Source organism: Pseudomonas sp. GM17, from assembly GCF_000282175.2.
Taxonomy (GTDB): Bacteria; Pseudomonadota; Gammaproteobacteria; order Pseudomonadales; family Pseudomonadaceae; genus Aquipseudomonas; species Aquipseudomonas chlororaphis.
This window is the reverse complement of the sequence record NZ_CP124732.1, coordinates 6,158,716-6,182,131: the sequence shown is the minus strand read 5'-3', so window position 1 is coordinate 6,182,131 and position 23,416 is coordinate 6,158,716. Positions and strand designations below refer to the sequence as shown.

The following is a 23,416-nucleotide window of genomic DNA, read 5'->3' as shown; positions in this document are numbered from 1 at the left end:
GCCCGAAGGAGCGCCACTCACCGAGGATTCACGGATGACCTGTATTTTCTGCCAGATCGCGGCCGGCGAATTGCCCAGTGCCCTGGTCTATCGCGACACCCACTGCATGGCCTTCATGGATGTGCATCCGCTGGGGCAGGGGCACTTGCTGCTGATCCCGCTGGCCCATGTGGAAAAACTCGAGCAACTGCCCACGGTCATCCGCCAGCACCTGTACCAGGTGTTCGATACCCTGCTCGCCGCCCAGCGGCGCGCCGGCTTCGGGGTGGAAGGCACGCACCTGATCGTCAACGACGGCAAGGCCACCAACCAGCACATTCCCCACGCCCACCTGCACCTGGTGCCGCGGCAAAGGGGCGATGGGCTGGGTTTCGGCCTGCGCATGTTCATGCACTTCACCGGCATATTCGGCCGCCGCACGCCCCTGCAGACCCTGCGCCGCCAGGCCCTGGTGATCGCCGCCGAACTCGATCCGCAGGCGCTGGAGAACCTGGCGCACCGGACCAGCAGGCTGCACGCAGCGTCAACCTAACCGCCAGGGCCGGTGAGCGGCCCACCCTCGATCCACGGAACTTCGGAATGAACAGCCGTGCATGCGCTGCGGGCGGTCTCGCCCGGCGTTTGTGCCGCCAGGAGTCAGGAACATGAGTGCGCTACTTCAGGAGCAGGCCGACCCCGCGCGGGTCTATCGGGTCGTGATCATCGGCGCCGGCTTCTCCGGCATCGGCATGGCGATCAACCTGCGCCAGCGCGGCGAACAGGACTTCCTGATCCTCGAACAGGAAGCCGGCGTCGGCGGCACCTGGTGGGTCAATCAGTACCCCGGCTGTGCCTGCGATATTCCTTCCCACCTCTATTCGTTTTCCTTCGAGCCCAACCCCGACTGGTCGCGGCGCTTTTCGCCGCAGCCGGAGATCCGCGACTACCTGCGGCACTGCGCCGACAAGTATCAGGTGCTGCAACACTGTTGCTTCAACACCGCGGTCACCGGCCTGCGCTGGCTGGAAGAGCGCGCCCTGTGGCAGGTGACGGATGCCCGTGGCGGCGTGCGTTTTGCCCAGGTGGTGGTGGCCGGCACCGGGGCCTTGTCGACCCCGGACTATCCCCGACTGCCGGGGCTTGAGCGCTTCAAGGGCCGGGTCTTTCATTCCCAGCAGTGGGACCATGACTATGTCCTGGCCGGCAAGCGAGTGGGGGTGATCGGCACCGGCGCCTCGGCGATCCAGTTCGTGCCGCAGATCCAGCCGCAGGTGGCCAGCCTGGCGGTGTTCCAGCGCACGCCGCCGTGGATCATCCCCAAGCCGGACCGGGCCTTTTCCACGACCGCCCAGCGCCTGCTGCGGCGTTTTCCCGCGGTGCAGCGGCTGTTGCGCGGGCTGATCTATACCGCCCATGAAACCCGGGTATTGGGTTTCGTGTTCAACCCGCGGCTGATGGCTCTGCACAAATGGCTGGCGCTCAACCTGCTGCGGCGCCAGGTCAAGGACCCGGAACTGCGCCGGCGCCTGACCCCGGACTACGCCATCGGCTGCAAGCGCATCCTGCTGTCCAACGATTATTTTCCGGCGCTGGCCCAGGCCAATACCCGGCTGGTCACCAGCGGCATCCGTGAAGTCACCGAGGACGCGCTGATCACCGTCGACGGCCAGCGCCATGCCCTGGATGCGCTGATCTTCGGCACCGGCTTCAAGGCGCGCACGCCATTCCCGGCGGGGATGATCCTCGGGCGTGGCGGGGGGGACATAGTCAACACCTGGCAGCAGGGCAGCGAAGCCTACAAGGGCACCACGGTCAGCGGCTTTCCCAATCTGTTCCTGTTGATGGGGCCCAACACCGGCCTGGGGCACAACTCCATCGTCTACATGATCGAGTCGCAGATCGCCTACATCCTCGGCGCCCTGGACACCCTGCAACGCCTGGGCGTGACCAGTGTCGATGTCGACCCGCAGGCCCAGGCGCGTTTCAACCAGGGCCTGCGCCACCGGCTGCGCGGCGCGGTATGGAGCGTCGGCCATTGCCAGAGCTGGTACATGGACCCCAGCAGCGGGCGCAACGTCGCCCTGTGGCCAGGGTTCAGCTGGCAGTTCCGCCAGCAGACCCGTTATTTCGATGCCGAGGCCTATCGCCTCACCTCGCACCCCCAAGGAGTGAAACCATGAGCCATCCGGGCAAGAGCGTGTTTGTGTTCGGCCTGTACATGTTGTTGCTGGGCGCCGCGTTGGTGCTGGCGCCGAACCTGTTGTTGCCGTTGTTCGGCTTCGCCCTGACCGATGAGGTGTGGATCCGGGTGATGGGCCAGTTGGCCTTGTACCTGGGCGTCTATTACGTCTGGGCCGGCTACACCGAGCGGCGCGAGTTGATGGCCCTGACGGTGGCGATCCGTCTGTCGGTGCCGGTGTTTTTTGCCGCCTTCGTCGCCGCCGGGCTGGTGTCGCCGGTGCTGTTGCTGCTGGCCTTGCCGGACCTGTGCGGCGCGCTCTGGACCTGGCGCGCGCTGAAGGCTGCGCGGGCTTCCCGCCAGTCGCTGGGTAACGCCTGACCCCGCCAGTCTTCTGTTGCCTTGTCCCGCCAGCTAACCCTGGCGGGGTACTCCTTTGCAGTGATTACCGCGCGGCTGCATCCCCTCCATACTCGCCACCAGCCCTGGCGGGTGACACCCATGTGGCGTCCGGAGACCTGCCGACACTTCAAAGGATCCACGATGAAGATTGAACTGATGCAACTGGCCGGTCGTGACGGCGACACGGCCTACAACCTCGAGCGGGTCCTGCAGGGCATTGCCGACTGTGATGACGACATCGACCTGCTGGTCTTCCCGGAAACCCAGATCAGCGGTTTCGCCAACCAGCAGCAACTGGCCGAGGTCGCCGAGCCATTGGACGGGCCGAGTATCCAGGCCGTATTGCGGGCGGTGCGCGCCAAGGGGGTCGCGGTGGTGGTCGGCATCGCCGAAAAAGCCGCCGGCCATTACTACAACACCTCGCTGCTGGTGACCCCCGAAGGGGTGGCGACGAGTTATCGCAAGACTCACCTGTGGCCCGACGAGCGCGGTCTGTTCCAGCCCGGTGATCGTTACGCCACCGTGCTCTGGCGGGGCGTGCGGGTCGGCCTGCTGATCTGCTACGACATCGAACTGCCGGAAAGCGCCCGCGCCCTCGGCCAACTGGGCGCCGAGCTGATTCTGGTGAGCAACGGCAACATGGACCCCTACGGCCCGGTGCACCGCACCGCGATCATGGCCCGTGCCCAGGAGAACCAGGCCTTCGCGGTGATGGTGAACCGGGTCGGCAGCGGCACCGGCGGCCTGGTGTTCGCCGGTGGCAGCGCGCTGGTCGATCCCTTCGGCCGACTGCTGTTCGAGGCCGGCCGCGACGAGTGCCGGCAGGTGGTGCAGCTCGACCTCGGGCAACTCAAGGCCGCTCGCCGCGATTACGACTACCTGCACGACCGGCGCCTGCAACTGTCCGGCGAGTACGTCGAGCACGCCGATGGCCGTCGCGAGCTGTTGATCCCTTAAACCCCATCGCTGTTTTTCCGCCGCTTTCGGCCCTGCCATAACAATCCATAATCAGCAGGCGAGGCGCACGTCCCTTGGGCGGGTGCCAACGCTCGGAGTCCTCAGATGAAAGCTATCCGCTGTTTGCCCCTGGCCCTGGCCGCACTGTTCGGTTTCGCTACGGCCCAGGCCGCCGAACCGAGCGTGCATTTCTACAACTGGTACGACTACATCGCCCCGGACACGCCCGGACAGTTCCACAAGGAAACCGGCATCAGCGTGCTGCAGGACACCTTCGACAACAGCGACGTGATGCAAAGCAAGCTGATGGCCGGGCGCAGTGGCTATGACGTGGTGGTGGCCAGCAGCGACCTGCTGCCGAACCTGATCAAGGCCGGGGTGCTCCAGGAACTGGACCGCAGCCAGCTCGGCAACTGGTCGCACCTGGACCCCGAGATGCTGGCCAAGGTGCAGAGCAACGACCCTGGCAACCGCTTCGCCGCACCCTACCTGTGGGGCACCACGGGCATCGGTTATGACGTCGGCAAGGTCAAGGCGCTACTCGGCGACCAGGCGCCGGTGGACTCCTGGGACCTGATCTTCAAGGAAGAGAACCTGGCCAGGCTCAGCCAGTGCGGGGTGGCCATGCTCGATGCACCGAACGAAATCATCCCCATCGCCCTGCATTACCTGGGCCTGCCCTACAACAGCCAGAACCCCGAGGATTACAAGAAGGCCGAGGCCTTGCTGCTCAAGGTCCGGCCGCATATCCGCTACTTCGATTCGTCGAAGTTCATCTCCGACCTGGCCAACGGCAACGTCTGTGTGGTGGTGGGCTGGAGCGGCGGGGTGTTCGATGCCCAGGTCGCCTCGCAGAAGGCTGACAACGGCCGTCATCTGGTCTACAGCATTCCGCGCGAAGGCGGGCCGGTCTGGGTGGAGAACCTGGTGTTGCTCAAGGACGCGCCGCACCCACAGGATGGCCTGAAGTTCATCGACTACCTGTTGCGTCCGTCAGTGATTGCCCAGTCTTCCGACTACCTGGGCTACCCCAACGCCAACCGCGATGCCACGGCGCTGGTGGAGCAGAAAATCCGCGACAACCCGGGTGTCTATCCGTCCAGGGAAGTGATGGCCACGCTGTTCCCGCTGGAACCGCTGCCGCTGAAAATGGAACGGGTGCGTACCCGGGTCTGGAGCAAGGTCAAGACCGGGAGCTGAGCCCGGGGGAGTGGACAGCCATGCTGGCCAAGGGGAAAGGGGCGTCGCGCAAGGAAGGAGCAGAACTGGCTACATCCGTGTAGCCAGTTCCGAAGGGTCGGTACTACGCATTGTTCAATGAAGCTCCTGAGCAAAGTCGCAGTGAGCCAGGCGGGATATCTCGATTCATATCCACAACGGGTTCTTCATCGAACTCGAACCTGCTGCCTGAACGCCCGGTGTCGCTATTACTTGAGCGTTACATCGAGCATCGGCGGGATGTAACCGTAGTCGTACTCGGCCACCACGAAGGTCTGTTGCCCTTTGATCCTGATCCCGACCGTCGGTGCTTCGGTACCGCCGATACGAATCTGCGTGCCGCTTTCGTCGGTCGGTACGCTGTCGATAAAGGAGGTCACCAGGCCGTTGGGCATCACACAGTGCGAGTAGGTCTGGAACGGCTGGGAGGACGGGTTGCCCAGCACCAGGCCGGAACCGTTCAACGGCACGTAGGGACCGAACAGCGAATCGGCGACAAAACCGTACACCCCGTCCGGCCCGGTCACGCCGTCGGCATAGGTGAAGGTGTGGCTGATGGTGAACAGGTAGTACTTGCCGTCCTGGAACACGAAGTGCGGGCGTTCGGTCTGGTCGTTGACGCCGACCGCGGTCAGCAGCGGCGGCAGCATTTCCCAGTCGTCGCCGTCTTCGTCACGGGCCACGGCGATACCGACGCAGGCGGTCTGGAAACGGGAGTTGCCGACGTCTTCATAACCTGGCGGCACGTCGCCGATTTCTGCTTCGCCCACTGTGTGCGAGCCGCGCTCGCCGGCCACGTTGCCTTCGAACAGCATGTACAGCTTGCCGTCGTTGGGGTCGCGGAACGGCCATGGATCGCGGAAGCCCCAGAAGGGGTTCTGCGCTTCGGTCTGGTACATCTTGCCGTCGGCCTCGAACAGCGGCTTGACCTTCTCGAAACCGACCATGCTGACGCCATGCTCGGTGGTCACCACCCGGCCGCGCACCTTGACGATGGTCGCGCCTGGCGTGACGGCGGTGTAGTACAGGTCCACTTCACCCTGTTCGTTCAACAGGATCGGCGTGCCGGCCCATTCGCGAACCGTGGGCGAAACCCCTTCGGCCATCACCCGGCCACCCAGTTCCCAGTCCTTGCCGGTACGGGAAAACCAGTAGTACATCTTTGCCCGGCCGTGGCGGTCGTTCCAGTCGCGGGTGATGTCGTAGTTGCCGTTTTCGTCGATGTACTGCGGGTCGTTCGGATGACGATCCGCGGTCAGGGTGAAGATCACCGACCAGCCGTCGACGGAGGTTATGTTTCCGTCCAGGTCGCGCAGCGGCATGGTGTCCCAGATGAACACCTCGTTGCTCAATACTGGGAAATCCGCACTGACCAGTGGCTGGGTCGTGGTGGGATCGTCCGCTTGGACTTTCAGCGCATCGGCCCGGGTCCAGAGGCTGGGTTGATGGGGTGTTTTGCCGAATTTTTCAGTGTTGCTTTTCATAGGTAATACCTCGTCCGTGAATGGATTCACATAAATGTTCATCAAAAAATACTGTATGTGCATACAGTGATTTAACCTTAAGCGAGGCGATTTTTTGGGTCAAGGGTAAATTTGCATTTATGCATAATTGCTGTTTTTGCTGAAGCTGATACGTTTCAGCTAGTTCTGTTTCTAGAAGTTCGTTTTCGGCTCGATCAACGACGATGCCTGCAAAATGCGCGCTTGGAACCGTTGGTCGATCCGAGGGGCAGGGAAGGGGGAAAGGAGGGAGACGGAACCAGGTGGAGGGTGGGCGCCGAACCTGGGCGGATCGGTCAACGCCGCCGAGCGCTGCGAACATTGTCGCTGTCATGGCGCGGACGTAGCCTGAGCCCTCGTCGCCTGAATCACGGTCAGCAGAGGGGGATAGCTCTCATGAAGGGTGCAATCGACGCATGGGCACAACCGGCCAACGGCCGGGCGCGGCTGTTGCTGCCGGAGGTGGCGCGGCTGTTCGAGAAGTCAGGTTCCGCGCATTTGCTGGACCAGCCGCTGAGCATCGAGCAGACCGTCGAGCTGATGGACCAGGCCGGGGTCGAGAAGCTGATGCTGGCGGCCTGGTGCCGGCCGGAGCGCTGGGTGTTCAGCAACGATGAAATCGCCGCCTATACCCGGGCTTATCCCGAGCGTTTTGTTGGTGTGGCCACGGTGGACCTGAGCCGGCCGATGGCGGCGCTGGCCGAGCTGGAGCGGGCGGTGGACGAGCTGGGCTGCAAGGCCCTGCGCATCGTGCCCTGGCTGTGGAAACTGCCGCCCAACCACCGCCTGTACTACCCGCTGTACGCCAAGTGCGTGGAGCTGGGCATCCCTTTCTGCACCCAGGTCGGCCACACCGGCCCGCTGATGCCTTCGGAAACCGGGCGGCCGGTGCCTTATCTGGATGAGGTGGCGCTGGACTTCCCGGAACTGCGAATCGTCGCCGGGCACATCGGCCACCCCTGGACCGACGAGATGATCGGCCTGGCCTGGAAGCACGACAATATCTACATCGACACCTCGGCCTACCTGCCGGCCTATTACCCGCCGCAGCTGCTGCATTTCATGCGCACCTACGGGCAGGACAAGGTGTTGTTCGGCAGTAATTTCCCGCAGTTGCCGTTCGCCAAATGCATGCAGCAGGTCCAGGCCCTGGAGCTGCCGGAGCCGGTGCGGGACAAGTTCCTGCAGGGCAATGCGCGGCGGGTATTCGGCTTGTAGCGCAGCGCCTCAGGCGTGGTCCTGGTAGCGGCGCCGGCTGAAAAACAGCGAGCTGCCCATGGCCACCAGCGCCACGGCAATCAGCCCGGCATCGATCTCGCCCAGCATGGGCGGCAGGAACAGAATCCACAGCAGCCCGGCGAGGCCCAGGGCCAGGCCTGTCCACTTCCTCAGCGGGTAAGGCTTCATCCAGTAGTACAGCGGCGTCAGCAGCAGGTAGACCAGCACAAAGGGAATGTACTGCTTCATGAGTCTTGCTCGCCGCGGCCGAAGATTCCTGGGCTGGCGGTCGTGAGCCGCTCTCTGTAGCCGGGACACGTCATGTGGCGCTTCCTTGTCGATGGCATGAGGGGCGCCAGTGTCCACGGCGAGCGGCTTTTGTGCAAACGCGCGGTGTCATGCCAACCGCGCCAGGCAGCCCTCGAGAATATCCAGCCCTTCTTCCAGCACCTGCGGCTCAATGGTCAGTGGCGCCAGCAGGCGGATGATGTGCCGCGACTTGCCGCTGGGCATCAACAGTAGGCCGGCGTCCCGCGCCGCGCTGAGCAGCGCGCTCAGTTGTTCCGGGGCCGGCGAGCCGTCGGCCTTGAGCAGCTCGATGCCGCGCATGGCGCCGACCCCGGTCAGGCGCCCTAGATAAGGTGTCAGGCGCTCGGCCCGCCAGTGCTGGTAGCGGCTGACGATGGCCTGCTCCTGGCGTTCGCCCCAGGTTTGCAGATTGTGGTCGCTCATCTCGTCCAGGGTCGCCAGGGCCGCCGCGCAGGCGATGGGGTTGCCGGAATAGGTGCCGCCCAGGCCGCCCTTGGGCAGGTTGTCCAGCAGCGCCTTGCGCCCGAGCACCGCGCCCAGGGGCACACCGCCGCCGATGCTTTTGCCCAGCAGGACCAGGTCCGGTTCGATCCCCAGCCGCGAGAAGGCGAAGCGCTGGCCGGTGCGGCCGAAACCGGACTGGATTTCATCGGCGATCAGCAGGATGCCTTGCTCATCGCAGAAGCGTCGCAGGGTACGGGCGAACTCGACGTCCAGGGCCAGGAAACCAGCCTCGCCCTGCACCGGCTCGACAATGAAGCAGGCCACTTCGGCGACATCGATCTCCACGCTGAACAGCCGGTCCATGGCCTTCAGCGCCTCCTCGCAGGTCACGCCGTTGTCCGCGCTCGGGTAGGGCAGGTGGTACACCGGGCCGGGCAGCACGCCGATCTTCTGCTTGTAGGGCGCGACCTTGCCGTTGAGGTTGAGGGTGGCCAGGGTGCGGCCATGGAAACCGCCATCGAAGGCGATTACCGCGGTACGCCCGGTGGCGCCCCGGACGATCTTCAAGGCGTTCTCAGCCGCCTCCGCGCCGCTGTTGGTGAGCATGCCGCTGACCGGGTAACTCAAGGGCACGAAGCGCGCCAGCCGCTCCATGAACTCCACATAGGGCCCGTGGGGCGCCGCGTTGAACGCGTAGTGGGTCAGCCGGGTGGCCTGCTGCTGGATCGCCGCCACCACCCGCGGATGACAATGCCCTAGGTTGAGCACGCCGATCCCACCGACGAAATCGATGTAGCGCTTGCCATTCTCGTCCCACACCTCGGCATTCTTGCCGTGGCTCAGACGGATGGGGTGAACGATGGAAATCGACTGGCTGATGCTTTCGCTGCTCATGGGCTAAGGGCTCTGTCTGCCTGGAACATGCGGGCTATCTAAGCCAAGAGCGGGGTGGGGCCGCAAACGAAATAAAGTGCGGGGGTCAGTATGAAAATTCCGGATGTTGGGGTGGGGGCGGGATCAGCCGTTAAGCGGCGCGGCGTTCCTGGCCCTGGCCCGGCGCTGACGCAGCAGGGCGACCAGCAGCACCAGCACCACGACACCGAGGACAATCGGCAGGCGATAAGGCTTCAAATCGCCGAACAGATGCTCCAGCGCATCGCCGGCCCAGTAGCCGCCGCAGACGAACAGCGTGGCCCAGAGCAGCGCGCCGAGCATATTCAGCAGGGTGAAACGCAGCGGCGACAGACCGCTGGCGCCGATCACCACCGGGCCGACCCAGCGCATGCCATACATGAAACGCACCGCCAGCACCGAGGTCGAGGGGTAACGCCGGATCAGCCCGGTCACCCGCTCGATGGCGGCCTGCTGGCCCTTCAGGCGCGGCAACAAACGCCCGCCGAAATGCCGCCCGCTCCAGAACAGCAACTGGTCGCCGAACATCCCGCTGACCGTGGCCACGGCAATCACGGCCCAAAGATCCAGCACTTGCTGATGCGCCGCCATGCCGCCCAGGATCAGCACGGTTTCGCCTTCGAGCAGGCAGCCGAGGACGATCACCCAGTAACCGTAGGTCGCGAGCAGGGCGTGCAGGTCGAGGTGTTCGAACATGGGAATCCGGGAGCCTTTGAAGGGCTAATGGGGTGGTGCGATCAACCGGCTGAACCATAGCGTGTCCGAGCGAATCCGTTGTTGCGAATCGCTCGGCGGGGTTTAGTCTTCCTCCGGCGCCAGCATCCGGGTTTTCGGCGCGCCATTGGCGTTGTGCTGGTAGATCTCCCGGGGCTGGCCGTTGTCGTTGAAGAATACCTGGCCAATGCCCGCCGAGTTCCACAGCCGTTCGCCGGCCTCGCGATGTTCGGGGCTGTAGGGCACCACTCGCATCAGCCGGCGGCGGGTGAACCAGTTCAACGGCGAGCGCGGCGAATACAGCCAGCGATTGAGGCGGTCGAACCATTCCAGCAGGGTTGGCGGGAACTCGTTCTTGATGCCGCTGCTGGTGATCTGCCAGATCTTCGGCCCGCCCTTGCGGTGGCGGATCAGCACTTCGTAGACGAAGGAATAATGCACGTCGCCGGAGAGGATCACGTAGTTACCCGGGGTGCGCGAGTGGCGAAAGATATTCAGGATCACCTGGGCCGCGCCGCGGTGGGCCATCCAGTTTTCCGCGTCCACCAGCAGTGGGTGACCGCACCAGCTGAAGACCTTCTGCACCGTCTCGATCAGCTTGACGCCGAACACCGGCGCCGGGGACACGATGATCGCCGACGGGTGATCCAGCAGTTCATGTTGCAGCTCGCTCAGGGCTTCCCAGTCGAGCAGGCCCGAGGGCTGCGCCAGGTTGAACTCGCTGCGCCAGCGCCGGGTGCGGGTGTCCAGCACCACTAGCGCCGGGGTGGTGGGCAGCGTGTATTGCCATTGCTGGAAACGCAGCAATTCGTCGATCAGGGTGTCCTGGGTGCTGCTGTCCAGGTAGCGCGCATCGCCCTGGGCCTCGGCGCTCAGGGCGCGGGTGTGTTGCAGCGGTGTGGCGAAGGCATCCGGATTGTTGCCCCAGCCCTGGCACAGCATGTAGGCGATCAGCGCATTGCCGATGATGCGTTTGGAAAACGGATGGCCGTAGGCGGTTTCTTCCCACTGGGCGCTGAGGTTCCAGTCGTCGGTGATGTCGTGGTCGTCGAAGATCATCAGGCTCGGCAGGTGGGCGAACACCCGCGCCACGCCGCCCAGGCCCTTGGCGAAAGCCTCGATCCGCAGTTGTTCGCGCTGGTAGCGCTGCTGCTCCTTGGCATCCAGCTGCGGCGGTCGTGGATCGATCAGGCGCCAGGGCAGCGGCGACCAGACCAGCAGGTACATGGCCATGACTTCGGCAAAGGTCACCAAATGGTTGTCGGCGCTGCTGCTGGTGAAGATCGGCTTCTTCACCCCGCCGAAGAAACGCTCGCGCAGGGTCTCGTTGCTTTTCAGCGCCGGCAGCAATTCGGCGCGTTTGTAATAGCTGGCGCGATGCCGGTAAAGCGCGGCGCTGTCGCTGACCACCGCGCCCTCCAGATGTTCGCCGAACAAGCCCAGGCGCTCGATCAGCGCATGAATCGCCCGCAGCATCGGTCCGGCCACGTCGTCGGCGTACACCTGGTCGCCGGTCATCAGCAGCAGGGCAGGGCGTTGCTGCGGATCGGCTGTTTCCGCCAGCAGGCGATCGACGCAAAGCAAACCCTCGTCCGCCGAGTGATGGGGTTTGCGGCAGGAGCCGTGGACCAACTGCTGGATGCGGCTGTGCAGCACAAAATCCGGCTGCTGCTTTTGCCCATACAGCAGATGCGGCGCCCACTCGGCGATCCCCGAACTGGAGCCGTCGGCGTTGGCGATCAGCAGGTCGTAGTCGATGGGCACATCGCAAGGCAGGGGATTGTCCAGCGGCAGGTCGATCAGGTGGATAAACGCGTGTTGGCCTACCGGGATCACCTGGCACTGCTCGGCGCTGAGCGGGTAGTCGCGGATTTGCGCCTCGCTGCCAGCCTGCAAACGCAATGTCAGCTCCAGCGCTCGCGAGCCCACCAGCCACAGCACCAGCCGCGTGGGTTCCAGGCGGCGCAGCAGGGGGCCGGCGAGGACGTAGGGCAAGGCGATGCTGGAAGCGGTCGATGGCGACGGTTGAGACATGCAGGTTCGAGGCTCTTGCGGCAAACGGAGGCGGGGATAGTACCGCAGCCAGTGTCGAAGAGTTGTCAGCGAGTGCTGGGCTTCCAGGTGGGCGCACAGCATTGGTTAAAAACTGCGCGACGCTCGTAGGAGTTACGGAGTTTTGGGTTTATTGATTTCGTGAAGGAGGTCGGCAACAGGTAATTGCAGGGTGTTGGAGTAGTAGGCTTTGTAACCAAAGGCGGTAATGACAGCTTTGCAGGGGATGTTTTGTTTATTGGCTAAAAGCTGGTTCAGCTCGTGGATGGTTCGTTTCGGTTGGGTTGGTTCGAATGTGTCACTTAAAAGGGCGCTGGTTAAGTAGCTGAATTTCTCGCGGCTTGAGTGCAAGGTGTCGTCTTCAATAAGACCAGAAGCCGAAGGCTCCATGAAATGCCCGACTGTAAAGTCTTGATCAGCACCCAGCGCGCACAATAGTTTTGTCGAGATTTGACCTCGACCACGACCTTTGCCGTAAAGATCAAGCAGGTCGACGTCCGAGTTGAAGTGGATAGTGTAGGCCGTAAAATTTTCGATCCGGGAAGTTGATACGAACTCCAGGTTGGCTGGAGTTTTGCCATGATTCTTGGCACATGAGGCGCAGAGCATAATGAATAGCAGAGTAAACAGGTTCTTCATGTTTATGCGAGCTCTTTACTGATGGACTCAAACACCTTGTCACAGACGGGCTGTTGGCCAGCGATGGGGCAATTAAACAGTCCAACTGCATTGGCGAGCCGTTGGAAGGGTTATGGGTAAATACTCAGCTTGCTTGGAAACGGTGTCGCGCAGTTTCGGATGAAGACTGCGCGTTGTCCGCAGGCGCTATGGTGCTGTGGGCTTATTGATTTCTCGCAGCAGGTCGGCAACTGGCAACTGCATGCTGTTGGAGTAGTAAGGCTTGTAGCCATAGGCGGTGATAAGTGCTTTGCACGGAATCGTCTTTTTGTTGGCTAACAAGGCGTTCAATTCTTCGACAGAGAGGTCGCGACGGGATTGTCCTTTGTCGAGGGTTTCACTCAAAAAAGCTTCAGTGAAAAAGATTGAAGTTGGTTGATTCGCTTGAGCCGCATCAGCCTGAATCCTGCCATAGGCAGAACGCGCAATTTCATGCTCAACAGAAAAGTCATAGTCACCGTCTAATGCACAAATAAATTGAGCTGAGGCAATACCTTCTCCCATACCTCTTCCGTAGAGATCCAGAAGGTTGATGTTTGATTCGTAGCGGATGATGTACAGCGAAAGATCCGCTTTGCGTTCGACAGAAATGAAACTCAAGTCTGCTGGCGGTTTCTCATGATCTTTTGCGCAGGAGGAACAGGCGATAGCCAGTAGAAGCAGCCATAGTCTTTTCATGTTTTTGCCAGCTTGTTGGTAATGGATTCAAAGATGATATCGCAGGCGGATTGTGAGCCCACAATTGGCCGCATGAACATACCAAATGCATTTGCATGATTAATATCCATGTTTAGATTCAAATCAGGCCCGCTATTCATTATCCATCTTTCACCAAAGTCCGCGACTTTGTCTGAATCGTCAGGTTTGGATGGTGTGGCTCTGATGTTGATCCACTTCTCCGCAACCGGTGTAGGCGCAGATCCGGCAATGTCAGAGCCAAGCCACACCAGCGTACCTTCTCCGACGGGGTCGAGAGTCACCAGTGTTGTTATGGTGTACCCCCAGTCAGCCATGGTTTTAGTCAAATGCCCGCTGTTCCAGCCTCCCAAGCTATGGCCAATAATGTAAATAGGGCACGATTTATAAGGGATAATATTCAAGACATTTTTCTGAATATCTTTCTTTCCTCTAATCTGGTTGTACCCAAGCCATGCGGATCTGTATTTTCCTTGTTTTTGTAAGGTATTGGCTCGCTTATCTAAGGGCTCTTGTGCGTATTTTATATTTTCATAAGGGCCAGAAAAATAATAACTTTCCTTGTCCCCTGCACCCCCGACAAAAAACACAATGGCCTTGGTGCTCTCGATAGGAATGACTTTGTCACTCTTGTCTTTTTTATCTGTAAGCGTGTGCTCGGCTTTCAACTTGACGGGTTTACCGTTCGCCGAGGTAATGGTATTGGCTTCCATGCGTCACTCTTCCAAAAACAACTTGATGCTTTCTGCAATATGCGAGCTGATTTCATGGGTGAAACCAGCGGCGTCCGAAACCCCATGCTCAAGGCGCCCATCGGCCCGTTGGATCACGTAAGCATGATTGGGCATCGGTTCGCCCGTTACATCGTTCACCAGCTTCAAACGGTCAGTGAAGTTCACCGGCATGGGCAGGAGCCCGGAGAAGGGGGCGTTGACCACCGTGTCGCCAATGATGACGGTGCCGGAGCCCCCGACGATGATGTTGCCGTGCCCGCCGGTGCTGTCCAGCGTGGCGGCGTTCAAGCCATTGGATGAAAACAGTGCTGGAAACCGCCCCGGTTATCGGGCTGCCACAAGCTGATTGGTCACTCTTTCGAGCGGCGGCCAGGCCGTCGAAAATGACATTGGGCGAACCCGTGACGATAGGGTTGGTGCCGTGGCCGGGAAGCGGGCAGGCGGTTGGGTCGCTGACGCGGGCAGCGGGTTTGCCACTCATGATCGGTCCTTGAAGTGTTGCGAGTCATCCCTTTGGGGCGCGCATGATGCAGTAGCCGAGCAGGTTCTTCAAATCTGAACGGAAAGCTATTTTGTATAAGAGTGAGCCTGACGCGGCTGATCTGAATCGAGTGGAGTTACACCGGTACTTGAGCGTCATTCAGCTCAACCTTCAGTGCTTGGTTGTCCTGAGATTTATCAGCGAATCTCCCTTGAACGTCTTCCGGTAGTCGGTGGTGGACGGCGCGATGGCAAAATAGTAGCTTCGATCCCCAGCGCCTCTGCTTACGGCCCCCAAAAAATGCCGTGGTCCGGCTCTTCATGCTCATTAAGGGAGACGTTCTACCCTAGCTGCCACCTATCAAGGATGAACCATGGCCACCAAGTCCACGCACTCGAACCAGCAAAAACACCTCGCCGTGCTTATCGACGCCGACAACGCCCAGGCGTCGATTGTCGAGGCGTTGTTCGAGGAAATCGCCAAGTACGGCATCGCCAGTGTGAAGCGCATGTACGGCGACTGGACCGGGCCGCAGTTGGGCGGTTGGAAGAAGCTGATGCTGGAGCATTCGATCCAGCCCATCCAGCAGTTCTCCTACACCAAGGGTAAGAACTCCACTGACAGTTCGTTGATCATCGACGCCATGGACCTGCTTTACACCCGGCGTTTCGACGGCTTCTGCCTGGTGTCCAGCGACAGCGACTTCACGCGTCTGGCCGGGCGTTTGCGCGAGGAAGGCATGACGGTATATGGCTTCGGCGAAGAGAAAACGCCCAAGCCCTTTGTCGTGGCCTGTGACAAGTTTATCTACACCGAAATTCTCCGGCCCCAGGATGTCACTGAGACCGCCGCCCAGGGCGATAAGGCCCAGGTCACCCCCGGTCCCATCGAGGAGACGGGCAAACAAACAGCCGCTTCATTTTCCAGCAGTCCGGCAAAAGTACCGGTGGAGTTCATCGCCAAGATCCTCGATGACATCGCCGAAGAGGATGGCTGGGCGCCCTTGGCCATGTTGGGCACCACCATCAGCAAGGTACGTCCCGCCTTCGACTCCCGGCTGTACGGCCACACCAAACTCAGTGGCCTGATCCGTAGCCAGAGCAAATGGTTTGACCTGGACACCCGTGGCGGCTCGCCCACCGGCGGGGCGGTGTTGTACGTGCGCAACAAAAATAGAGCCCCCGACCAGCAGGCTCGCTGAGTTGGTCGGCCACGACCGATTCGATTGACCTTCCCAGGAGTGATCCATGCGTAACCTTTGTGCCAGCTTGTTGATCGGCGCGACCGTTCTGTTGTCAGGCTGCAACACCACACCCTATGACAGGGCCACCATCTATTACGATCGCACGCAGTTCACGACTCAAGTCAGCAAAGACTTCCCGGACATCAAGGGACCGATCCTGCAACACGGTCGCTGCTCGCTACTTATCTCCACTCCGGGCTCTACCACCGGCACCTACCACTTCTGCACCTTCGCCCTGACCCAGGACGAACTCTACGTCCAGGGCTGGGACGCCACGGCGCTGAAGTACAAGGAAATCCTGCGGGTCGACCTGTCGACCCTGAGCAAGGTCGCTTTGGATTCGTACTTTCGGACCAACCAGGTGCAACTGATCGAACAACGCCGTCAGAGCGCACTGAGTGTGATGATCGATGATGGTGGCTATCACGACACGGCAGCGACGGAGCGCGTGTACGAGACCATCAAGAAGCGCGGAGTGGCTGTGGTGAAGAGCGAAGGAATGATGATGCCGCCGGCTGGGCCGACGCCGATGGTGATTCCGATTGTTATTCCGCGATAAGTTTATCTATTAAAGTGCATGAAAAGTTATAGGGTGTTGGTTGTGCTAGGTAGTGTGTTTTTTTTGAATGTTATTCATTGGTTTTAGATAGGGGCAGTTTGTAGGGAATGCTGGCTGCTATATGAGAGAGAAGGCAGGATGCAAAAAAGGCCCTTAAAGGGCCTTTTTGTATTCAGGTGAAGCGCTCAATTAATTTCATTGCACTAACCGATAACAGCTGCTTCCCCCAAGTCCCCATACAATATAATGCGACATGATGAGTCTTCTTTTAAATGGCTGAGGGAAAGTGCCTATCTCGTTGGCGTCCAGTATGCCTTTTTTAACGTAGGAAGTAGGTCGGGCTAAGAAGCCTGCCACCATACCGACCATTACAAGCCTTCCCCAAGGGCCCATGTGAAGATAGAACCTGCTCCCGGTTATTGCCTTGCAGTTTTTAACGTGGCCAAGTATTTCCTCCATGCGGGTGTACCCCCAATAAAGATAGGTACCTGCCATGCTGAATACTCCAAGAAAAGTCAGGGCGCATACAGCAACAAAAAAATCATGTGGGGAGCTAATCAGGTTTGTTTTTCCTTTTTGTGGGTGGGATTTTAAGTTTTCTCGCTCTTGGTTTGTCTATTGCCAATTCTAATGCCTGTGGAACTTTAACTTTTGTGTTGACTTTGATTTTGTGTGTCGTTTGTTTTTGTTATCTGATTAGTCTCATTGCTATATATTCGATGAAGAAGCTTGTCAGCAGTCCCCCCAGAATATAGTGTGAGGCGATCAGCTTTTTTTTGAGCGGCTCAGGGAAGTTGTTTACCTCGTCAGCATCTAGTAGGCCCCTTTTAATAAAATAACCGGAATATGTCAAAAACCCTGCTATCCCTCCGATTAACGCCATTTTTCCCCAGGTTCCAAAATATAGAAAAGCCCTTTGCTGATTTACTATTTTGCTGTTTTTGAAGTATGCAAGCGCTTCATTTAAATGAGTGCGAATCCAATAGAGGTGCACACCGATCATAATGAAGGCCCCGAGGAAAGTTATACAACCAAAAGAGACCAGCACAATTTCGGCAGTCGTTACGTTACTCATTTCCCGACCTCATAAATAACCTTCCCTGAATACTCTCCGAAGCGCTCACCCGCCTTACCGGCTACATAAACACCCCCACCGACCAATACCAGGCCACATATGACGCCACCAACACCTCCTGTGGAGGCTGCAACTGCCGCACAGACAGTCGCCGCACCGGAATGTATAACGGGGGTAGCGATTGATCCGATAGCTACCCCGCCAATAAAACTTCCGGCCTCAGTGAACTTCACCTTCTCGCACGCCTGCTTGCTTCCCGCCAAACAAACATCCTGCACCTTTACATAAGAGGCCCCACCGCCTAGAGCAACCCCAATCCAACCGCCCCACTGAAGCACCTTGGATGCTCTGGATACGCCCTCAATATGTGTAGCGTACCCCGGTATTTGCCCCACTACGCCCGCTTGGGTCCAGCGATGCACCAAGCTTTGGCTGGAAATCCCCAAGGCGCTTTTAAGACTCGGATGATCTGGGAAGGCAATGCTCATTTTCGTGATGGACGTCAGCTTGGCGTCCAGTTTTGCAAACAGCTTTCTCCTTTCACTAAAGAACTCGACGCTGCGCAGATGCCCATCCCGCAGGAAGAAGTTTTGGTGGAGTGCTTCGATGTCCTGCAAGGTCCCTTTCAAGCCGTTTATATGATTGCCCGCTGCTGCCGCAGTAACGTTTAAAGCAGTCGAACCATAGGACAGTATCGACTCAACTTGGGCCCGATACTTGAGCATAAAAGCCGCTTCCTCATCGCTCAGGGATGCCAAGGCCGCGCTGACCTTTTCCGCCGCTTCCATCAACAGCGCTTCTTCGCGAGTGCATTGGTAGTTGTCAGGATGACTGAGCACGACCAGTTGCCCAGGTTTAGCATCGTTCGAGAGTTGAGGATTGAGCCGACGGAATTTCTCCAGCACCGCCTTATCGGCTTGACCGAACAGCACCGTCTCCAGTGCCGCTCGGCTCATGGGCGTTTGCACGATATGAAAACCCGGCTCTACCAGATGCTGCGTGTCCTGCACGGACAACGGCGGTGAAACGATATCGCCGTGAGCAACGCTCAGGCCGCGCACCTGATCCCGCGGCACCGCATCGGCAAACTCGTTTTGCGGGTAGCCCTTATGAATGGCGTCGGCCCAGCGCTGGGTATTGATCACCGCCGGCCCGACGCAATCGCTGTCGAGCGGGATGGTCGGTTGATTCCCGGAGCAGACCGTCCACTGAGTGGCTACCAGTCGGTTGGCCCCGGTCGGGCAGCCACATTGCACCAGGCTGCCCTCCACCGCCGTGGCTTGCTGGTCATCCACCCAGGTGTGATGGCCCTCGGCGATAAAACCTACTGTCTGGCATACCGGGCACCAGACCGGGTCGGCAATGCGGGCCACTCGTTGATTCACGACAAAGGTGGTGCCCGAGCCGGCGATGACCTTGCCGCCGGTTGTGGTGGGGTCGCCTTCCCTGATGACAAAAGCCATGGCGTACGTTCCAGGTGAGGGATGGGCCCTCGAACGTAACGACGAATATCAGGCTGCTGAATCAGGCGATCCTGAAATGCCTATCTCCTCGACTGGCCTCAGCCCCGCCGACTCATAACGACGCAAGATCGCTGTCCACCCCTCGCACCAACACCTGCGGTTCCCCCTGCTTGATCACCCACCGTATCAACTCGCTCACGCTGATACGGTGTTGGCGTTCGACCCATTCCAGGCCTTCGGGGCTGTAGTGCTCGCTGTAGCGGCTGAGGGTCAGGTGCTGCTGGTCGTCTGACAGGCGTAGGCTGACTTCGCGGCATTGCAGGGAGGCGTCGCCGTGTTTGGCCACGCGTTGCAGCAGGACCAGGGCGTCGGTTTCAGAAGTCATCATGAGTCGCTCCTTCACAGCGGTTTTTCGCGGGGCTGGTAGCGCCTTGCTTGCCTTCCTGCACGAAGGCGGCGCGGTGTTCGGCGTTCACGTCGCGCAGGGCGCTGTAGTAGTCGGGCATCGTTTTCAGGCAGTCGGTCAGCGGCAGCAGGGCGGCGCGACCGTCCACTACGCCGCCGACCATGGCGACGGTGCCCAGGGTCTGCACGGTGTCGCTGTTGTCGCCGAAGGGGGAGACCACGAAGTTGAGGATCTTGCCCACGGAGTCGCGGCTGTTGTCGGTGCCCAGCAGCGGCAGTTCGACGATGGGACCGTTGCCGATGCCCCACACGCCGAAGGTCTGGCCGAAATCGGCGGTATGGCGTGGGATGCCGAGCGGGTCCGAGACGTTGAACAGGCCGAGCACGCCGACCGTGGTGTTGACCGCAAAGCGCCCCAGGCTGTTGACCGAGCGCTGTGGGTTGCCCTGCAACAGGTCGTTGATGAAGACCTTGGGCTCGCCGAAGTTGCTCGCGAAGTTGTGCACACCCTGTTGCATGAAGTCGGGCAGGTGGCGGTAACCGCGGGCGACCGGTGCCAGTGCGTAGTCGTCGACGGCTTTGTTGAAGGTGAACACGCCACGGTTGACTGGCTCGGCGGGGTCATAGATCGGATAGTCGACCTTCGCGCAGTCGGTTTGAGTGGTGGGGCCCGGGCTGGTACAGCCCGCCAGGTAGGACAGGGACAGCAGCAGGGCGGTATGACGAGGCAGGCGGACGGAACACAGGAATGAGCGCATGGGCGGCGGACTTTGGGAACAGGGAGGCCGATGCTGGCATGGGCGTTTTGCTTAAAGATGTCTGCTTTATTGCGTGGTTGTCGGTTTGTTACCGCGCTGAAATATATGACGGGCCGCGTCCAATGGTTTTGAATGACAGCTCATTCCGAGCTTGAGTGATACACACTGGTGAGCAGTCTGTTGATCGTGGACGACGACCTTGAGGTCCTCGCGCTGCTGAAGAAATTTTTTGTGCAACACGGCTACTCGGTGGAAGTCGCCACCGAGGGCGCTTCGCTGTGGGCGGCGCTGGAGCGGCAGGTGCCGGACCTGATCATTCTCGACCTGATGCTGCCGGGGAAAACGGCCTGACCCTGTGCCAGCGCCTGCGCCAGCAGCACGCCGTGCCGGTGATCATGCTGACCGCCATGGGCGAATTGAGCGACCGCGTGGTGGGGTTGGAAATGGGAGCCGACGATTACCTGAGCAAGCCCTTCGATGCCCGCGAGTTGCTGGCCCGGGTGCGCGCGGTGCTGCGCCGGGCCGGGGAGAGTCGGCCGGTGACCGGGGAGGTGCCGCGCCCGTTGATCCGGTTCGCCGACTGGCAACTGGACCTGACCCGCCGCGAACTGCGCTCGCCGGACCAGGTGATGATCCCGCTGTCGGCGGGGGAGTTCGACCTGCTGCTGGTGTTCGTCGAGCATCCGCAACGCATCCTCACCCGCGAGCAGTTGCTCGACCTGGCGCGCGGGCAGGCCCATGACGCCTTCGACCGCAGCATCGATGTGCAGGTCAGTCGCCTGCGGCGCAAGCTGGAGTTCGACACCAAGCGCCCGGCGATGATTCGCACGGTGCGCAATGGCGGCTATCTGTTCACCCCCAGCGTGACCCGCCAATGAGAGCAAGACACAGACCGGGCGGCCCGCGCGACACCATCGCCCGCTGGATCGCCCTGACCACCCTGATGGCGATGCTCACCGCGTTGGCCTTCAATGCGCTGTTCGTGCAGTTGGCCGGGGTCTGGGCCAAGCCGCCGTTGAGCGAATCCGGCCTGGTGGAAAAGATCGCGTCCATCAGCAATCTGATCGACGCCTCGCAACCGCTGCAACGCGCGCGCTTGGCCGAGTCGGTCAGCGACCACGGCCTGAGTGTGACCTGGCACCCCACGCGACGGGATATCGAGGTACCGATAGTCGATGAGCCGGAGTACCGCGAGGATTCGACGAAACTCAAACAACTGCTCAGGCCGGGGGCAGGGCACATTGAAGCCTATCAGCCCAGCGACTGGCCGGAGCCGGGCGGACCTTATGCGTTGTTGATCCAGATGAGCGACGGCTCCTGGCTGATGTTCTCCTCGGTCTCGCGCAACTGGGGGCTGGATGAGGGGCCGCGTAACCTGATCGTGATCGGGCTGGTGTTGTTGTCCACTGTCCTGGTCGCCTTGATCGCCACCCGCCGCCTGGCCAAGCCCTTGCAGCAGTTCGCCCTGGGCGCGCGGCGCTTTGGCGTGGACTTTCGCGCGCCGCCTATCGAGCCGGTCGGGCCCCACGAGATTCGCCAGGCGATCCTCGCGTTCAACGCCATGCAGGCCCAGTTGCAGCACTTCATCAAGGACCGTACGCAGATGCTCGCGGCGATCTCCCATGACCTGCGTACCCCCCTGACGCGCATGCGCCTGCGCGGCGAATTCATCGAGGACCCCGAGCAGCAGCGCCGGCTGTTCCATGACGTCGACGAGATGCAGGCGATGATCAACTCGGCCCTGGACTTCTTCCGTGACGACGCGCGGTTGGAGGAGGCGACGTCCTTCGATCTGGCGGAGCTGCTGCAAACCCTGGTCGACGATTACCGCGACCAGTCCATCGACATCGCGTTCAGCGGCCCGCCGCGCCTGGTGTATTTCGGCCGCCCGCTGGGGCTCAAGCGGGTCATGAGCAACCTGCTGGAAAACGCCATCAAATATGGCAGCGAACCGGCGATTGAAGTAGTGGCGGATGCCGAGCAGGTGAAGGTCTGTGTGCTGGATCGCGGGCCGGGGATTCCCGTCGAGTGGCAGGAACAGGTGTTCGAGCCGTTCTTCCGCATGGAAAGCTCGCGCAACCGCAATACCGGCGGCGTCGGCCTGGGGCTTTCCGCGGCGCGGGCGATCGTGCTGGAGCATGGCGGCGAACTGCGCTTGCGCAACCGTGACGGTGGCGGGCTGCAGGCCTGTGTGCTGTTGCCGGTGACATACCTGTAGGAGCGAGCTCGCTCGCGATAGCGCCCGACCGGACGGCCCGGCCGCTGGCCGCTACGCGGATCGCGAGCAAGCTCGCTCCTACAGGGGACACAAGTTAGGGCGAGGGGGGATTGGGCATGAGGTTGTCCCGGTACACCCGCTCGTCTTCCTCCATCACCCGCGACGCCCGGCCCACCAGCACAGGGTCGGGTTGATGGGCCACGCGCAGGTTCTTGCCCGGATAGTCGAGGGAATGCAGGAAGTGGCGGATGCAGTTGATCCGCGCGCGCTTCTTGTCGTCCGACTTGATCACTGTCCAGGGCGCATCGGCGGTGTCGGTGTGGAAGAACATCGCCTGTTTGGCGGCGGTGTATTCGTCCCACTTGTCCAGCGACTTGATGTCGATGGGCGAGAGCTTCCAGTGCTTGAGCGGGTCGTCGCGGCGCGAAATGAAGCGGCGCAGTTGCTCGTCGCGATTGACCGAGAACCAGTACTTGAACAGCAGGATGCCGCTGTTGCACAGCATGCGTTCCAGTTCGGGCGTCTGGCGCATGAACTCCAGGTATTGCAGGGGCGAGCAGAAATCCATGACCCGCTCGACCCCGGCGCGGTTGTACCAGGAGCGGTCGAAGAACACCATTTCCCCGGCGGTGGGCAGGTGTTGGATGTAGCGTTGGAAATACCACTGGCCCTGTTCCTGCTCGCTGGGCTTTTCCAGGGCGACGATCCGCGCGCCCCGCGGGTTCAGGTGCTCCATGAAGCGCTTGATGGTGCCGCCCTTGCCCGCGGCATCGCGCCCCTCGAACAGCACCACGACGCGCTGCCCGGTTTCCTTGACCCAGCTTTGTACCTTGAGCAGTTCGATCTGCAATTCCTGCTTGGCCTTTTCATATTCGGCGCGGCGCATGCGGCTGCGATACGGATAGCTGGCGGGCAGCTTGGCGGTGGAGCTGTCTTCATTACTGCCATGGGGCGCACTGGCCACCTGCAGGGCGACCGGCTGCTGGCTGATGGCGCTGATTTCGGCCTCGGCGTTTTTGGCCGCGGCAGGTTTACTGGCCGCACGAGGCCGGCGCGGGCGTGGGGTGGCGGGCTTGCGTGGCACACTTTTGCTGTTGGCCGTGACGGTGGGCTTGGCTGTGGGTGTGGCTTTTTCGGGAAGAGGGTTAAGGGGACGCGCGGTGGATTCTTCGCTCATATCGGGCCTGTCTGATCGCTCCAATGTCTTTCAGACAGTCTAT

The 23,416-nt window shown here is 60.8% G+C and carries 23 protein-coding genes and 2 pseudogenes; 10 read left to right on the top strand and 15 right to left on the bottom strand.

Annotated elements, in window-relative coordinates; genetic code table 11:
- The first annotated feature begins 34 nt into the window (after positions 1-34).
- The 5 genes from PMI20_RS27635 (at position 35) to PMI20_RS27615 (ending at position 4,717) form a co-directional block, all read left to right on the top strand.
- Positions 35-532: an HIT family protein gene (locus PMI20_RS27635; protein ID WP_007929455.1), complete on the top strand. Its 498-nt coding sequence runs from the start codon at positions 35-37 to the stop codon at positions 530-532.
- Between the two features lie 112 nt (positions 533-644).
- On the top strand, positions 645-2,159 hold the full coding sequence (locus PMI20_RS27630) for a flavin-containing monooxygenase (protein WP_007929458.1): 1,515 nt from the start codon (positions 645-647) through the stop codon (positions 2,157-2,159).
- Positions 2,156-2,539 (top strand): hypothetical protein, encoded by a 384-nt coding sequence (locus PMI20_RS27625; protein WP_007929460.1) that lies wholly within the window; start codon positions 2,156-2,158, stop codon positions 2,537-2,539. Before PMI20_RS27630 ends, PMI20_RS27625 begins: the two co-directional genes overlap by 4 nt.
- A 162-nt stretch (positions 2,540-2,701) precedes the next feature.
- Positions 2,702-3,517, top strand: a complete 816-nt coding sequence (locus tag PMI20_RS27620) for a carbon-nitrogen hydrolase family protein (protein ID WP_007929462.1) — start codon at positions 2,702-2,704, stop codon at positions 3,515-3,517.
- Between the two features lie 105 nt (positions 3,518-3,622).
- A complete protein-coding gene (locus PMI20_RS27615) occupies positions 3,623-4,717 on the top strand; it encodes a polyamine ABC transporter substrate-binding protein (RefSeq protein ID WP_007929464.1) in 1,095 nt (364 codons plus the stop codon).
- Positions 4,718-4,944: 227 nt separating this feature from the next.
- Here the strand turns inward: PMI20_RS27615 and PMI20_RS27610 are convergent, their stop codons facing one another.
- Positions 4,945-6,219 (bottom strand): glycoside hydrolase family 68 protein, encoded by a 1,275-nt coding sequence (locus PMI20_RS27610; RefSeq protein WP_007929466.1) that lies wholly within the window; start codon positions 6,217-6,219, stop codon positions 4,945-4,947.
- A complete protein-coding gene (locus PMI20_RS27605) occupies positions 6,203-6,559 on the bottom strand; it encodes a hypothetical protein (protein ID WP_157173174.1) in 357 nt (118 codons plus the stop codon). Before PMI20_RS27605 ends, PMI20_RS27610 begins: the two co-directional genes overlap by 17 nt.
- 74 nt (positions 6,560-6,633) lie before the next feature.
- Here PMI20_RS27605 and PMI20_RS27600 point away from each other — a divergent pair, with 74 nt between their 5' ends.
- Complete coding sequence (locus tag PMI20_RS27600; protein WP_007929467.1) at positions 6,634-7,455, top strand: amidohydrolase family protein; 822 nt, start codon at positions 6,634-6,636, stop codon at positions 7,453-7,455.
- Between the two features lie 9 nt (positions 7,456-7,464).
- Here the strand turns inward: PMI20_RS27600 and PMI20_RS27595 are convergent, their stop codons facing one another.
- From PMI20_RS27595 to PMI20_RS27560, 8 genes and pseudogenes are all read right to left on the bottom strand, one after another.
- Positions 7,465-7,704, bottom strand: coding sequence for a hypothetical protein (locus tag PMI20_RS27595; protein WP_007929469.1), 240 nt, complete (start codon positions 7,702-7,704; stop codon positions 7,465-7,467).
- Positions 7,705-7,851: 147 nt separating this feature from the next.
- Positions 7,852-9,102 (bottom strand): 2-aminoadipate transaminase, encoded by a 1,251-nt coding sequence (locus tag PMI20_RS27590; protein ID WP_007929472.1) that lies wholly within the window; start codon positions 9,100-9,102, stop codon positions 7,852-7,854.
- A gap of 123 nt (positions 9,103-9,225) precedes the next feature.
- Positions 9,226-9,816, bottom strand: coding sequence for a DedA family protein (locus PMI20_RS27585; protein WP_007929473.1), 591 nt, complete (start codon positions 9,814-9,816; stop codon positions 9,226-9,228).
- A 102-nt stretch (positions 9,817-9,918) separates the two neighbouring features.
- Positions 9,919-11,868 carry an alkaline phosphatase D family protein gene (locus PMI20_RS27580; RefSeq protein ID WP_007929474.1) on the bottom strand — a complete coding sequence of 650 codons (1,950 nt, stop codon included), beginning with the start codon at positions 11,866-11,868 and terminating at the stop codon, positions 9,919-9,921.
- Positions 11,869-12,000: 132 nt separating this feature from the next.
- Entirely contained in the window at positions 12,001-12,525 is a 525-nt protein-coding gene (locus PMI20_RS27575; protein WP_007929475.1) for a hypothetical protein, read from the bottom strand.
- Between the two features lie 186 nt (positions 12,526-12,711).
- On the bottom strand, positions 12,712-13,242 hold the full coding sequence (locus tag PMI20_RS27570; protein WP_037035499.1) for a hypothetical protein: 531 nt from the start codon (positions 13,240-13,242) through the stop codon (positions 12,712-12,714).
- Positions 13,239-13,973, bottom strand: a complete 735-nt coding sequence (locus PMI20_RS27565) for an alpha/beta hydrolase (RefSeq protein WP_007929476.1) — start codon at positions 13,971-13,973, stop codon at positions 13,239-13,241. Before PMI20_RS27565 ends, PMI20_RS27570 begins: the two co-directional genes overlap by 4 nt.
- A 3-nt stretch (positions 13,974-13,976) precedes the next feature.
- Positions 13,977-14,475, bottom strand: a pseudogene (locus PMI20_RS27560) (PAAR domain-containing protein).
- Positions 14,476-14,848: 373 nt separating this feature from the next.
- Here PMI20_RS27560 and PMI20_RS27555 point away from each other — a divergent pair.
- Together PMI20_RS27555 and PMI20_RS27550 are read left to right on the top strand one after the other, a co-directional pair.
- On the top strand, positions 14,849-15,676 hold the full coding sequence (locus PMI20_RS27555; protein ID WP_007929484.1) for an NYN domain-containing protein: 828 nt from the start codon (positions 14,849-14,851) through the stop codon (positions 15,674-15,676).
- A gap of 46 nt (positions 15,677-15,722) precedes the next feature.
- On the top strand, positions 15,723-16,277 hold the full coding sequence (locus tag PMI20_RS27550) for a hypothetical protein (protein ID WP_007929486.1): 555 nt from the start codon (positions 15,723-15,725) through the stop codon (positions 16,275-16,277).
- A 688-nt stretch (positions 16,278-16,965) separates the two neighbouring features.
- On the opposite strand, the gene PMI20_RS27545 is transcribed toward PMI20_RS27550, so the two are convergent.
- The 4 genes from PMI20_RS27545 to PMI20_RS27530 form a co-directional block, all read right to left on the bottom strand.
- Complete coding sequence (locus PMI20_RS27545) at positions 16,966-17,352, bottom strand: hypothetical protein (RefSeq protein ID WP_007929488.1); 387 nt, start codon at positions 17,350-17,352, stop codon at positions 16,966-16,968.
- Positions 17,349-18,815, bottom strand: a complete 1,467-nt coding sequence (locus tag PMI20_RS27540) for a PAAR domain-containing protein (RefSeq protein ID WP_007929490.1) — start codon at positions 18,813-18,815, stop codon at positions 17,349-17,351. Before PMI20_RS27540 ends, PMI20_RS27545 begins: the two co-directional genes overlap by 4 nt.
- 112 nt (positions 18,816-18,927) lie before the next feature.
- Entirely contained in the window at positions 18,928-19,203 is a 276-nt protein-coding gene (locus PMI20_RS27535; RefSeq protein WP_007929492.1) for a hypothetical protein, read from the bottom strand.
- Complete coding sequence (locus tag PMI20_RS27530) at positions 19,190-19,978, bottom strand: MlaA family lipoprotein (RefSeq protein WP_007929493.1); 789 nt, start codon at positions 19,976-19,978, stop codon at positions 19,190-19,192. Before PMI20_RS27530 ends, PMI20_RS27535 begins: the two co-directional genes overlap by 14 nt.
- Before the next feature lie 168 nt (positions 19,979-20,146).
- Between PMI20_RS27530 and PMI20_RS27525 the strand changes: the two are divergent.
- Together PMI20_RS27525 and PMI20_RS27520 are read left to right on the top strand one after the other, a co-directional pair.
- A pseudogene (locus tag PMI20_RS27525) lies at positions 20,147-20,856 on the top strand (response regulator).
- Complete coding sequence (locus PMI20_RS27520) at positions 20,853-22,196, top strand: sensor histidine kinase (RefSeq protein WP_007929503.1); 1,344 nt, start codon at positions 20,853-20,855, stop codon at positions 22,194-22,196. Before PMI20_RS27525 ends, PMI20_RS27520 begins: the two are co-directional and overlap by 4 nt.
- A gap of 94 nt (positions 22,197-22,290) precedes the next feature.
- Here the strand turns inward: PMI20_RS27520 and ppk2 are convergent, their stop codons facing one another.
- Positions 22,291-23,373, bottom strand: a complete 1,083-nt coding sequence (gene ppk2 / locus PMI20_RS27515; RefSeq protein ID WP_007929507.1) for a polyphosphate kinase 2 — start codon at positions 23,371-23,373, stop codon at positions 22,291-22,293.
- Positions 23,374-23,416: the final 43 nt, after the last annotated feature.